This window comes from Bacillus sp. 220_BSPC, assembly GCF_001054655.1.
GTDB lineage: Bacteria > Bacillota > Bacilli > Bacillales > DSM-1321 > Peribacillus > Peribacillus frigoritolerans.
The window spans coordinates 17,103-31,065 of sequence record NZ_JVPL01000176.1 but is presented as its reverse complement, the minus strand read 5'-3'; the positions used below and the strand labels follow the sequence as shown (position 1 = coordinate 31,065).

The 13,963-nt window shown below is 44.3% G+C and carries 9 protein-coding genes; 3 read left to right on the top strand and 6 right to left on the bottom strand.

Going from position 1 to position 13,963, the window contains the following annotated elements:
- Positions 1-68: 68 nt before the first annotated feature.
- From uvrA to ADA55_RS12025, 4 genes are all read right to left on the bottom strand, one after another.
- Entirely contained in the window at positions 69-2,948 is a 2,880-nt protein-coding gene (gene uvrA, locus ADA55_RS12040) for an excinuclease ABC subunit UvrA (protein ID WP_048684084.1), read from the bottom strand.
- A 6-nt stretch (positions 2,949-2,954) separates the two neighbouring features.
- Positions 2,955-4,940: an excinuclease ABC subunit UvrB gene (gene uvrB, locus ADA55_RS12035; RefSeq protein WP_048684098.1), complete on the bottom strand. Its 1,986-nt coding sequence runs from the start codon at positions 4,938-4,940 to the stop codon at positions 2,955-2,957.
- 220 nt (positions 4,941-5,160) lie between these two features.
- Positions 5,161-5,391: a CsbA family protein gene (locus tag ADA55_RS12030; RefSeq protein WP_034309928.1), complete on the bottom strand. Its 231-nt coding sequence runs from the start codon at positions 5,389-5,391 to the stop codon at positions 5,161-5,163.
- Between the two features lie 188 nt (positions 5,392-5,579).
- Complete coding sequence (locus ADA55_RS12025; RefSeq protein ID WP_105718808.1) at positions 5,580-7,163, bottom strand: catalase; 1,584 nt, start codon at positions 7,161-7,163, stop codon at positions 5,580-5,582.
- 255 nt (positions 7,164-7,418) lie between these two features.
- On the opposite strand from ADA55_RS12025, the gene ADA55_RS12020 reads away from it, so the two are divergent.
- Together ADA55_RS12020 and ADA55_RS12015 are read left to right on the top strand one after the other, a co-directional pair.
- Positions 7,419-9,641, top strand: a complete 2,223-nt coding sequence (locus ADA55_RS12020; RefSeq protein WP_082162849.1) for an MMPL family transporter — start codon at positions 7,419-7,421, stop codon at positions 9,639-9,641.
- Positions 9,642-10,079: 438 nt separating this feature from the next.
- A complete protein-coding gene (locus ADA55_RS12015) occupies positions 10,080-10,613 on the top strand; it encodes a YceI family protein (protein WP_048684074.1) in 534 nt (177 codons plus the stop codon).
- A gap of 57 nt (positions 10,614-10,670) precedes the next feature.
- Here the strand turns inward: ADA55_RS12015 and ADA55_RS12010 are convergent, their stop codons facing one another.
- Both ADA55_RS12010 and ADA55_RS12005 read right to left on the bottom strand, forming a co-directional pair.
- Entirely contained in the window at positions 10,671-11,726 is a 1,056-nt protein-coding gene (locus ADA55_RS12010) for a FecCD family ABC transporter permease (RefSeq protein ID WP_048684072.1), read from the bottom strand.
- Positions 11,723-12,727: a FecCD family ABC transporter permease gene (locus tag ADA55_RS12005; protein WP_048684069.1), complete on the bottom strand. Its 1,005-nt coding sequence runs from the start codon at positions 12,725-12,727 to the stop codon at positions 11,723-11,725. The genes ADA55_RS12010 and ADA55_RS12005 overlap by 4 nt, the downstream gene beginning before the upstream one ends.
- 190 nt (positions 12,728-12,917) lie before the next feature.
- On the opposite strand from ADA55_RS12005, the gene ADA55_RS12000 reads away from it, so the two are divergent.
- Positions 12,918-13,907: an ABC transporter substrate-binding protein gene (locus ADA55_RS12000; RefSeq protein ID WP_048684066.1), complete on the top strand. Its 990-nt coding sequence runs from the start codon at positions 12,918-12,920 to the stop codon at positions 13,905-13,907.
- The last annotated feature ends 56 nt before the right edge of the window (positions 13,908-13,963 follow it).

Sequence of the window (13,963 nt, the reverse complement as noted above, 5' to 3'; positions counted from 1 at the left end):
GGTTCAGAATTTTTTAATTCCGAACCCCTTTTGTCTACAAACTGAAACAAGCCTGATGGCTTGTTCTTTTAAGCATGTTCATGCTCTGTTTCTTTTTCTTCAATCCAATTTTCCATACGAATTTGATCACGGGTAAGTACAGGTTTTAAGTATTTTCCCGTATACGATTCAGAAACTTCACATATTTTTTCAGGTGTTCCATAAGTGACGATCGTACCGCCCTTATCTCCGCCTTCCGGTCCCAGGTCAATAATATGGTCCGCCGTCTTGATGACATCCAGATTATGCTCGATCACCAAAACTGTATCCCCATTGTCAACCAGCCGCTGCAGCACCTGGAGCAGCCTTGCTATATCGTGGACATGAAGTCCGGTCGTCGGTTCATCCAAGATATAAAATGAGCGCCCAGTGGAACGGCGATGCAATTCAGAAGCGAGTTTCACCCTTTGCGCTTCACCGCCTGATAAAGTCGTGGCAGGCTGTCCAAGCTTGATGTAACCCAAACCAACGTCATAAATCGTTTGTAGCTTCCGTTTGATTTTTGGGATATTTTCAAAGAAACTAACGCCTTCCTCGACTGTCATATCGAGGATGTCGGATATGTTTTTCCCTTTATATTTCACTTCAAGTGTTTCCCGGTTATAACGCTTACCATGACAGATTTCACATGGGACATATACGTCTGGGAGAAAATGCATTTCAATCTTGATAATGCCATCACCACGGCATGCTTCACAGCGGCCGCCCTTCACATTGAAACTGAACCTGCCCTTTTTATAACCGCGTATCTTCGCTTCATTAGTCGAGGCAAATACGTCACGAACATCATCGAATACACCCGTATAGGTAGCTGGATTCGATCGTGGGGTCCTGCCAATTGGTGATTGGTCAATATCAATGACCTTATCTAAATGCTCAACTCCCTTAATCTCGCGGAAATCGCCTGGTCTGGCTTTTGCCCGATTCAGCTTTTGAGCCAAAGATTTATGGAGGATCTCATTCACTAAAGTACTTTTCCCTGAACCGGAGACTCCTGTAACGGCTGTGAAGACCCCAAGCGGGAATTTGACATTAACGTTTTTCAGATTATTTTCCTTGGCACCTTTTATCTCAATGACACGGCCATCATTTTTCCGGCGTTCCAATGGCAATGGAATGAATTTCTTCCCTGCCAAATATTGACCCGTTAAGGATTTAGGATCATTCATGACCTCTTCCGGAGTACCAGCGGCCACTATTTCTCCTCCATGCGCTCCAGCTCCTGGACCAACATCGATTAAATAATCCGCAGCAATCATCGTATCTTCATCATGCTCGACAACAATCAGGGTGTTCCCGATTTCTCGCATATTCTTCAATGTTTCGATCAATCGATCGTTATCCCTCTGATGCAGCCCTATTGAAGGTTCATCCAAAATATAGAGGACTCCCGTTAAACGGGAACCGATCTGCGTCGCCAATCTTATACGCTGCGCTTCACCGCCGGATAATGTTCCCGCTGCCCTGCTCAACGTCAAATATTCCAAACCTACATTGGCCAGGAAACCGAGCCGCTCACGAATTTCACGTAAAATCAATCTCGCAATTGCCGCTTCCTTTTCAGTCAAATCAAGCTCATCGAAAAATACCAACGCATCTTCCACTGATAAAGCTGTCGTTTGACTTATATGGACCCCTTGAATGAGCACGGAAAGACTCTCTTTCTTCAATCGATGACCCTTACAGGTTGGACAGTGATGTTCTGACATGTATTTCTGCATTTGCTCACGAATATAGTCTGAACTCGTCTCCTTGAAGCGCCTTTCGATGTTTCTTAAAACTCCTTCAAAAGGAATATATCCTTCTTGCACTCTTCCAAAATCATTTTTATAACGGAAATATATCTTATCTTTACCTGAACCAAGCAAGACCTTATCCATCTTCTCTTCCGGTAAATCTTTAACGGGCACATCCATATCTATTCCATAATGGTTGGCCACCGCTTCAAGGAGCTGAGGATAATATTGAGAACTCGTCGGCTCCCATGGCGCAATCGCATGTTGACGGAGGCTTAATTCGTTATTCGGGATGACCAGATCACGGTCCACCTCAAGCCTCGCCCCCAAGCCATCACAATCCGGGCAGGCCCCGAACGGGCTATTGAAGGAAAACATCCTCGGCTCTAACTCTTCAATCGAAAATCCGCAGTATGGACAAGCATGATGTTCACTGAAAAGCAGCTCTTCCTCACCCATTACGTCAATGATGACTTTGCCTTCGCCAAGCTGCAAAGCACTTTCCAATGAATCTGCAAGCCTGGCCATGATCCCCTCTTTAATGACGATCCGGTCAATGATGACTTCAATCGAATGTTTCTTATTTTTTTCGAGAGTGATTTCCTCACTGAGATCATGCATTTCCCCGTTCACACGAATGCGGACATAACCTTGTTTCTTAACATCCTCCAAAACTTTCGCATGTGTCCCTTTTCTGCCTGAGACGAGCGGTGCCAATACCTGAAGCTTGGTTCTCTCAGGGTAATCAAGAATGCGGTCCACCATTTGTTCGATCGTTTGTGAGGTGATTTCAATATTATGGATCGGACAGGTCGGCCTGCCGACCCGTGCAAATAACAGCCTTAAATAATCATAGATCTCCGTAACAGTCCCTACGGTTGAACGAGGATTCCGACTGGTCGTTTTCTGGTCTATGGAAATGGCTGGTGACAAACCTTCGATCGCATCGACATCCGGTTTATCCACTTGGCCTAAGAATTGACGAGCATAAGCGGACAGTGATTCTACATAACGTCTTTGCCCTTCTGCATAAATCGTATCAAAAGCCAAGGAAGACTTTCCAGATCCGGATAATCCGGTCAGCACAACAAGTTTGTCTCTCGGTATCGTGATATCAATATTCTTTAAATTGTTGGCCCTGGCGCCTTTTATCACAATTTTATCCATTGCCATGTTTCGTCACCCTTCCGCTTTTAACTCTAGTAATAAATCACGCAGCTCGGCAGCTCGCTCGAAGTCCAGTGCCTTTGCCGCTTCCTTCATTTCTTTTTCCATGCTTGCCATCACTTTTAAACGCTCTTTTTTAGGGAGCTTAGCAAGGCTTGGTGCAAGATCTTCCTTATACTCTTCGCCTTCTTCGGCTACATGCGTCGCCCTTATGGAGTCACGGATATCCTTTTGAATGGTTTGAGGCATTATTCCATGCTCTTCATTATACTTCTCCTGGATTTCACGGCGCCGCCTCGTTTCATTGATGGCAAGTTCCATCGAATTCGTGATGCGGTCTGCATACATGATGACATGGCCGTTGGCATTACGGGCTGCACGGCCCATCGTTTGAATAAGCGAACGTTCCGAGCGAAGGAACCCTTCCTTATCGGCATCCAGAATGGTCACCAACGACACTTCCGGAATATCCAGGCCTTCCCGTAAAAGGTTGATTCCAACGAGTACATCATATTTGCCCATTCGGAGTTCCCGGATGATTTCTATCCTTTCCAAGGTCTTCACTTCCGAATGAAGATATTGGACCTTGATGCCGATTTCCTTTAAATAATCAGTTAAATCTTCAGACATCTTTTTCGTCAAGGTCGTTATGAGCACACGCTCGTTCTTTTTGACGCGCTCCTGTATTTCACCGATCAGGTCATCTATCTGCCCTTCAATCGGCCGCACTTCTACCGTCGGATCCAGCAATCCGGTAGGACGGATGATTTGCTGAACCATTTCTGGCGTATGTTCGAGTTCATATGGTCCCGGAGTTGCCGAAACGAATATGGATTGATGGACCTTTTTTTCAAATTCTTCAAATCTTAGCGGGCGGTTATCTTTCGCAGACGGCAGACGGAAGCCATGGTCGACGAGCACTTGCTTTCGCGCCTGATCTCCATTGAACATTCCGCGGATTTGCGAAAGGGTTACATGTGATTCATCCACGACCAATAGGAAGTCCTCTGGAAAGTAGTCCATTAAAGTGTATGGTGTCGCACCTGAGGGACGAAGGGTTAAATGGCGGGAATAGTTCTCTATCCCTGAACAAAAGCCCATTTCCCGCATCATTTCCAAATCATAGCGGGTCCGCTGCTCCAAGCGCTGTGCTTCAAGAAGCTTTTCATCTTCCCTTAATTCCTTCAGTCTCTCTTCCAGTTCCGTTTCGATATTTTGAATGGCTATCCGCATTTTCTCTTCGCGGGTTACGAAGTGGGAAGCCGGGAAAATGGCAATATGTTCCCGTTCACCGGTAATTTCACCGGTCAGGGCATCGACTTCACGGATACGGTCAATCTCATCCCCGAAAAACTCGACCCGCACACAATGTTCATCACGGGAGGCCGGGAAAATTTCGACGACGTCGCCGCGAACGCGGAAGGTCCCCCGTTGGAAAGCAATATCATTCCTCTCATATTGAATGTCCACGAGTCTGTGCAGCAAGGCATTCCGGTCTATTTCCATGCCTGTTCGGAGGGAAACGACCATCTCCCGGTACTCTTCAGGAGAACCGAGTCCATATATGCACGAAACACTGGCAATGATGATGACATCTTTCCTTTCGAACAAAGATGATGTGGCCGAGTGACGCAGTTTATCGATTTCATCATTGATGCTTGCATCTTTTTCGATGAATGTATCCGTGGATGGAACATAAGCCTCTGGCTGGTAGTAATCATAATAGCTAACGAAGTATTCGACCGCATTATTAGGGAAGAACTCTTTGAACTCACTGTAAAGCTGCCCTGCCAACGTTTTATTGTGGGCAATGACAAGAGTCGGTTTATTGATCTTTTGGATCACATTGGAAACGGTGAACGTTTTTCCTGTACCCGTTGCCCCCAATAGCGTCTGCATTTCCTTGCCTTCCTTAATCCCTTCGACCAGCATTTCAATTGCTGCCGGCTGATCTCCTTGAGGAGAGTATTTTGAGACTAACTCAAACTTATCCTTCACCAAGCATGGCCTCCTATTGAAATATTTTTATATGAAAACGGGACATGCCTATATCCCTTCTATTTATTCCGGCTTAATAAAGCATATATACACATTCTACCACAATAGCCTGAAAACAAACCAGCAATAAGCGAACATCCATTCGTTTTTTTGTTTTAATGAACTTCATGATGTGTTGAGGGGAATGACAAGTTTGAGTACAAAAAAAGCACCTTTGATGTCAGGCGCTCTTAGATGTACGTTTCATCATTCTTTTTGATAACCAAAAACCCACTGTCAGGGATAAGGCATCGACGATGATCAATAAGTTTGTATGCGTATAACCTTTATATGCGGAAGCTGTAATCAAGGCAACAGTTAAAACAAGGCCTACGACATTGTTATAGGTGACTCTTGAAAATAGCATGACAAGTAGACAAGGAAGGAAAAGGGCAGAAAGAATTTTAATCATTTTTTCATCTCCTTTATAAGAGAAAAATAGAGTAGTTTCAGTTTAAATGATTATGAAGTTTTTTGCCAATCAATTTCCTGCTTGATTTTCAAGGCATCCTTGGAAGAGTATCACACATCCATCAATTATGCCCAATAAAAAAAAGAGGCAAACCCCTTTATAAGGAAGTTTGCTTCTTTTCAGTTCAATCAATATGGATCCGCTTCATGCCCTTTTCTAACGGCGTCCTCAGGGTTATCCGTCCCACCCAGTGGTTTTGAAGATTCCGTATGTTCAGATGCCGCGGACAGTCCCTCTTTCAACCTGCGGCCATACTCTTCATCGGCCTCTTCGGCAAGTGCTATCATTTTTTCCTGAATGCGCTTGTCGGCAGGAGCCAATGCCGCCACTAAATTGGAAATTAAATCGTCTTTTTCCCAATCCTCGAATTCCCGGAACGTTTCCCCGGCCTGTTTCGTATTGTTTTGGCGATCGATTGTCTCACGGACAAGTTTCCCTTCCACCATAGGTGTATACTCTTTACCCGTTTGATTGGCTTCCTTCAAGCCGCCAACAGTGGATGGTTCGTAGTTGATGTGGGGGCTTTGGCTGCCTCTGCCAACTTCATATTGCATCTGTCCGCCAGTCTGATTCGTGGCAGTTCGTTTCTTTGGAGCATTGATCGGCAGTTGCAAATAATTCGCGCCAACACGGTGACGCTGTGTATCGGAATAAGAGAATGTACGTCCCTGTAACATCTTGTCATCAGAAAAATCCAGTCCATCAACTAGGACACCGGTACCGAATGCAGCCTGTTCGACTTCAGTGAAATAGTCTTCAGGGTTTTTATTCAATACCATCGTACCGACATGCAGCCATGGGAACTCATCTTTCGGCCAGATCTTCGTATCATCCAGCGGATCGAAATCCAACTCAGGATGATCATCATCACTCATGATCTGTACGTTGAGATCCCATTCAGGATAGTCCCCGCGTTCAATCGCTTCATATAGATCCTGTGTGGCATGATTGAAATTCGTAGCTTGAATTTCATTGGCCTCTTGCTGCGTCAGGTTCTTGATCCCTTGTTTCGGTTCCCAATGATACTTGACGAGCACTGCTTTCCCTTCCTCATTCACCCATTTATAAGTATTGACCCCTGATCCTTGCATCATGCGGTAGTTAGCTGGGATGCCCCATGGGGAAAACACAAAGGTAACCATATGGAATGTTTCAGGCGAACTTGAGCAAAAATCGAAAATCCTCCTGCCGTCCTGAATATTCGTGACCGGATCCGGTTTGAAGGCATGAATCAAATCCGGGAATTTCATGGCATCACGGATAAAGAAAATTTTCAGGTTATTGCCTACAAGATCCCAGTTTCCATCTTCCGTATAAAATTTAACGGCAAATCCCCTTGGGTCACGTAACGTTTCCGGGGACGTCCCTCCATGAATAACAGATGAAAATCTCACGAATACCGGGGTTTTTTTACCTTCTTCCTGAAAAACCTTCGCTCTCGTATATTTTGAAATCGGCTCGTCCCCCGCTTTACCGGTCGGAACGAAATAACCATGCGCACCTGCACCGCGGGCATGTACAACCCGTTCAGGGATGCGCTCCCTATCGAAGTGGCTGATCTTTTCCAAAAAATCATAGTTCTCAAGTGTACTAGGACCTCTGTTCCCTACAGTTCTCAGACTCTGGTTATTCGTTACCGGGTGTCCTTGCCTGTTCGTTAATGTTTCATTCGTTTCATCATTTGTTTTTTTGGATTTATCAGACAAAAAAATCCCTCCTTTGTTAATAAAAGCCACAATACTACTATACTTTCCCCCATTCCCTATATTTAACTCTTCAATCTTCAAAATTTAATTGAAATTAGGTAAATAAGTACTTTTCCCCTATATATAGATGAGCCTATTTTCATGCCATTAACGACTTGAAGCATTTAGTAGTCGGAGTGAGCATACCCATTTTTGTATAAGTCAACATCACACCACTATAATGAAATGAGGATAAAAAATTTAAAAAGCGGGGTGCCTTCATTGGACGAATCAATAATAGGAAGACTTGGCAGGATGATGACCGGAAAAACCAGTCGTTGGGTTGTCATTGCCGCATGGATAATTGCAGCAATCGCATTAACCTTTACATTGCCTGCCGTTAATGATCGAACAGCAAATAATGCCTCAGACTTGCCTGAAGACTCGCCTTCTGTCGTGGCTGATGAACTTATTAAAGAAGAGTTTCCAAATTCCTCTGGAATACCTGCCCTGCTTACATGGCATCGGGAAGGTGGACTGACAGAGGCCGACTTGGCTGAAATCCAGTATCTTTCCAAGGAACTGACAGATAATCCATTGACACAGCAATCTTTCTTACCGCCGCTTCATGAAATTCCGTTGCCTGCTCTTAAAGGATCGGTTTCAGAAGATGGAACGACTTTCGTACAGCCGCTTTTCTTTAAAGAAAATACCGAGACTGAAATTCTCGAAAAAAATCTTGAAAGCATTAATGAAGCAGTAACGGAGCGCATTGGAACGGACCCATTCAATGTCCCGACCGATTCAGATGAATTATCCCTTCGAGTGACAGGCCCTGTAGGGATATCAGTCGATGCAACGGGTTTATTTTCAGGTGCTGATTTCAAATTGCTTTTAGCGACAGTAATACTTGTACTTGTCGTATTATTACTCATTTACCGCTCTCCGCTTTTAGCCATAATTCCTTTAATCGGAGTAGGCTTCTCCTATATTGTCACAAGCCCGATCCTTGGCTTCATGGCAGATCATGGTTGGATTACAGTCGATTCACAGGCCATTTCAATCATGACCGTATTATTATTCGGTGCCGGGACGGATTATTGTCTATTTTTAATTTCTCACTATAGAAGTGAATTAAGGAATCATGAAAGCAAACGGAAAGCCATGATCGCCGCATTTAAAGATTCATCAGGCGCCATTGCGATGAGCGGGCTAACGATCGTTATCTCCCTGCTAACTTTGCTTGTAGCCAAATACGGAGCCTACCACCGTTTCGCTGTACCATTCAGCTTGTCGATATTAATCATGATGGTGGCAGCTTTAACACTTGTACCGGCATTGCTTTCTGTATTCGGAAGGGCTTCCTTCTTCCCAATCGTCCCGCGTACACCTGAAATGGAAGAAGCATGGGCCAAGAAAAAGGGAAAAGCCGTCAAAAAGCATAAAGAAGGCCACATCGGTAACTGGATTGGCCATATCGTCACAACCAAGCCATGGACGGTCATTCTTACATGCCTGATCATCTTCAGTGTTTTAGCTGGATATTCTTCACAAATAAAATATTCATATGATATTCTCTCTTCCTTCCCTGAAGATATGAACTCCCGTGAAGGCTATTCTGTCATTTCCGACTCGTACTCACCGGGCGAACTGGCACCGGCGACAGTGGTTGTCGATACGGATGGTGAAGAAATTGATTTAGCACCGGCATTAAAAGGGATGGATATTGTTGAAACTGTTGCCGATCCAGTCACAAGTAAATCGAATAAAGATCTGCAATCCTATGAGGTCACATTCAACATCAACCCATATGATATCGAGGCCATAGATTCCATTCCGGAAATCCGCACAATGGCGGAGAAAGAATTGAAGGCCGCCAATATATCTTCCGTTGATGAAAAGGTTTGGGTTGGCGGGCAGACTGCGACTCAATTCGATAAAAGGGATACCGTCAAATCCGATGAATTCATGATCATCCCGATCATCATCGTCCTGATTTCCTTGCTCCTTTTAGCTTACTTGCGATCTGTGACAGCCATGGTGTATTTAATGGGGACAGTCATTCTCTCATTCTTTGCAGCTATGGGCTTAGGTTGGATAATCCTGCACTATTTCATGGGTGTCGATGCGATAGAGGGGACAATTCCACTTTATTCTTTCGTATTCCTTGTCGCACTTGGAGAAGATTATAACATTTTCATGGTTTCAAGCATTTGGCGTAAGAAAGAAACGATGCCAATCAAGCAGGCCATCAGAAAGGGCGTTGCCGAAACTAGCGGTGTCATAACCTCCGCCGGAATAATCTTGGCAGCCACTTTTTCCGTTCTAGCCACACTTCCGATTCAAGTATTGGTCCAATTCGGGCTCATTACCGCCCTTGGTGTGTTAATGGACACATTCATTGTGCGCCCGTTCCTTGTTCCTGCAATCACCTCCCTCCTTGGCAGCCGTGCCTTTTGGCCGGGGAAAGTGACCAACCAAGAAGAGAAAGAACAGGCCAATTAATAAAGTTGTCCGCTTTACCCTTCTTCATTAAAAACCCTGTGCCCCATAAATGCATAGGGTTTGAGTTTGTAGACAAAAGGGTTTTTACCTAAAATTTCAAAACAAAGCCGATTGTAACGGAAGGTGCGAGACTCCTGCGGGAAAAGCGCGGCGAGGAGGCTTCCGGACCGCCCGCGGAAAGCGAGTGCCTGGAGTTGAAATCATCATTCTTCGAGTTTTATAAACCTTCATAAAAACTGAGATAAACTAGATTTTCATCAAGTTTGTCTACAGTCTGAAGACCTTGTGCCCCATAAATGCACAGGGTTTTTCATCTTTTCAAAATTTAGGAAAACTTTCAGTTGACACTATTGCTTTCAGCTCTTATAATTACATTAAGTTAAGATATCTCAAATTAAAGATATATAAATTCAAGATTAATAATCAGGAGGAATAAATATGACAAATACAAAATGGATAGTCGACCCGACTCACAGCGCTATTGAATTTTCCGTAAAACATATGATGATCGCTAAAGTAAAAGGAAGTTTTAATAAGTTCGAGGCAAGCATTCTAGCAAACCCATCGGATCTAACGACTGCAGAGATTGATTTTACCGTTGATGTGGCGAGTATCGACACACGCAATGCAGACAGGGACAATCACTTGCGTTCCGCTGACTTCTTTGATGTAGAAAAAAACCCTACATTAACATTCAAATCAACAAAAATCGTGAAAACGGATGAAGATGAATACGATGTAACTGGAAATGTGACTCTTAACGGAGTCACACAAGAAGAAACTTTCAACATCACCTTTGAAGGCCAAGGGAAAGATCCATGGGGAAATGAAAAAGCAGGCTTCAGCGGAAAAGGGAAAGTCAAACGCAGTGATTATGGTCTAACATATAACGCGGCATTAGAAACAGGCGGCGTACTGATCGGCGATCAAATCACGCTTACCATCGAAATCGAAGCAGCTAAAGAAGCTTAAAGAAATAAAGAAGCAGCCATCCCTAGGATGGCTGCTTTTTTTTTGCATGTACCGGAATTACGAATTCCTCGTTTTATATAGTAAATAAATGAAGTAAGGTGCCCCGATGCTCGCTGTGAAGACACCAGCCGGTATTTCCAAAGGTGAGAATAAGGTCCGTCCAATCAAATCCGCCACCATAACCAGGATGCCGCCAAGCAAGGCCGAGGTGGGCAGTAACACTCCAAAACTAGAACCAACCAGCCTTCTGGCCATGTGCGGTGCCATTAATCCCACAAATCCTATTCCCCCAGCAAAAGCTGTGGAACCGCCAATCAAGGCCGTACTGATCATCAATAATGTAAACCGCTGTTTTTGGACATGTCCCCCAAGTCCCGTTGCCAGGTCATCCCCCAGCTCCTGTAAATTAATATTCCTGGCATACAGGAAGGCGATTAACAGGAATAGAATCGTCCATGGTGCCAGTACAGCGATATTATTCCAGGTGGAGGTGGACACTGACCCGGTGATCCAAAGGTTTGCCTGGCTCGCTTGATAGACGGGGCCAAGAATCATCATCATCGTAGTGAGCGCCTTCATTAAAGCCATCACCCCAATCCCGATCAACACAAGCCTGATCGGGGGAACCCCATTTTTCCAGGCTAATGAATAAACGAGTAAGGCCACGACTGTCGCCCCAATGAAGGCAGCTAACGGCAGCCAATTGATGCTCACCGTTAATGAATGGTTCTTATCGCTAAAAATGGCCAAGAATCCAACGACCGCTACAGTCGCTCCTCCCGTTATCCCCAAGATATCTGGCGAAGCAAGTGGATTTCGAATCATCCCTTGAAGGATTCCCCCAGCTACAGCAAGGCCCATCCCTACCAACAGGGCAACAATTATTCTAGGCAGGCGGAAAGATTGGATAATAAGCCGGTCACTCTCCGTCCCCCCTCCGATGAAGACCTGGAGAACACTTAGCGGATTTATATTCATTTCACCCACTCCAGTACTGACTACAAACACTAGTGAAGTGACTAAAAATAATATGAAAATCACGATCATGGCTTTTTTATCCATCAAGAATGATATTTTTTCATTAAACAAACGAAAGCTCTTATATGACTTCATCGACCGCTGAACCCCTTTCTAGCTATATAAATAAAGAATGGGGTCCCGATAATGGCTGTCATGACTCCAACCGGAACTTCTCGAGGCATCAGGATATACCTGGATATGACATCGGCTGCAATCAAAAGCACCGCCCCGAAAAGTCCAGAGAAGGGAATCAACCAGCGATGATCGATGCCAACTATAGAACGGGTAAGATGCGGAACGACGATTCCTATAAAGCCAATCGGACCCGCAACCGCTACTGATCCGCCAGAGAGCAGGATGATTGCCAGCCCCAGGACCAGTTTAAGGAATGCTATATTCAGTCCAAGACCTTTTGCAACATCTTCACCCATGGATAACACATTCATTTTACCGGACATGATCAAGGCAAGGGCCCAGCCTACGACAAGATAAGGCAGGACGGCAACTAAATTGTCCAGACTTCTACCGGAAACGGATCCGGCAAGCCAGAATAGGACTTGCTCTAAAAGAGCCTCATTAGAAACAAGAAGACCTTGTGTAAGGGAGGCTACCATCGCCGTCATGGCTGCACCTGCCAATGTCAGCTTCATCGGTGTCAAGCCGCCGCGTCCCATGCTTCCAATCATAAATATGCTTATCGCGGCGATGGCGGCCCCTAGGAATGACAGCCATGTGAATACTTGAAGATTGCTTACCCCAAAAACGGTGACACCAGTGACCACCGCCAATCCCGCCCCGGCGTTGACCCCGAATATATCTGGAGAGGCGAGGGGGTTTTTAGTTAGCGTTTGCATCAAAACCCCGGAGATGGCTAAACTTGCACCGATGGCCGAAGCGATCAGGGCACGCGGAAGTCTGACTGATTGAATGACAATGTGTTCATTCGTCCCATTGAAATCGGTAAAAGCATCGATGGCCATTTTCCATGTTGTATCCGTATAACCGTATACAATGCTTGAGCACAGTAAAAACAGCAGCAAAAGAATGGTAATGAACAGCCCCATCCATTTCTGCCATGTATTTTTTAATAACATATCCAGTTACCTTTCCAATCACGTTTGTATATCAGTATTTAACTCAATTGTACTGGCGTTAACAGGATTATGTCAACGAATTTGAGAATCATTTTCAATTATATATTGACAGAAAAGTATATTCATTTTATGATGATGCTGTTAAGTGCGAATGATTATCATTTGCTGACAAATTGGGAGGGATACATAGATGTTTAGATTTAAGTCTTTATTAACCATTTTTACAATATTTGCAGTCTTCCTTCTAGCAGCTTGCGGGAATTCGGATGAAAAGGCCGATGGAAATAAAGCTGAAGACAAGAAAGAGGAGAAAAGCTACACAATTGAGCATGCCATGGGCACTGCCAAGTTGAAAGAAACGCCTAAAAGAGTCGTCGTTTTAACAAATGAAGGTACTGAAGCATTGATCGCTTTAGGAATTAAACCTGTTGGTGCCGTTCAATCATGGCTTGGTGATCCTTGGTACGACCATATTAAAGAAGATATGGATGGGGTCGAAGTTGTTGGTGTTGAACATGAAGTTAATTTAGAGAAAATCGCATCACTGAAGCCTGACTTGATTATCGGAAGCAAGATACGCCAAGAAGCTGTTTATGATAAATTAAATGCAATCGCCCCTACCGTTCTCTCGGAAACGCTAAGAGGAGATTGGAAAGAAAACTTCAAACTATATGCAAAAGCCTTGAACCTTGAAGAAAAAGGTAACGATGTAATTGCGGAATTCGATAAAAACACTGAAGATCTTAAAGCTAAATTGGGTGATAAAGTAAATCAAGAAGTTTCCATCGTTCGTTTCATGGCCGGAACTACTCGTATTTATTACACAGATTCATTCTCTGGAGTGATTTTCGATCAATTAGGATTTAAACGTGCAGAACAACAGAAGGAACTTTTCACTGCAGATAATAAATTAGGCAACCTTGCCATTGAGGTTGGAAAAGAAGTCATCCCTAAAATGGATGGAGATATTCTCTTCTACTTCACTTACGCTCCTGAAGGCGACAAACAAGCCCTAAGCACAGCAAAAGAATGGACGAATGATCCACTTTGGAAAAACCTTGATGCAGTCAAAAACGGAAATGCCCATGAGGTTAGCGACGCAACATGGAATACAGCTGGCGGAGTAATTGCAGCTAATAAAATGCTGGAAGATATAGAAAAAATCATGCTTGAAAAGTAATAACACGTTTCCAATGAAAAAGGCCTTTCTCGATATAATTCGAGAAAGGCCTTTTA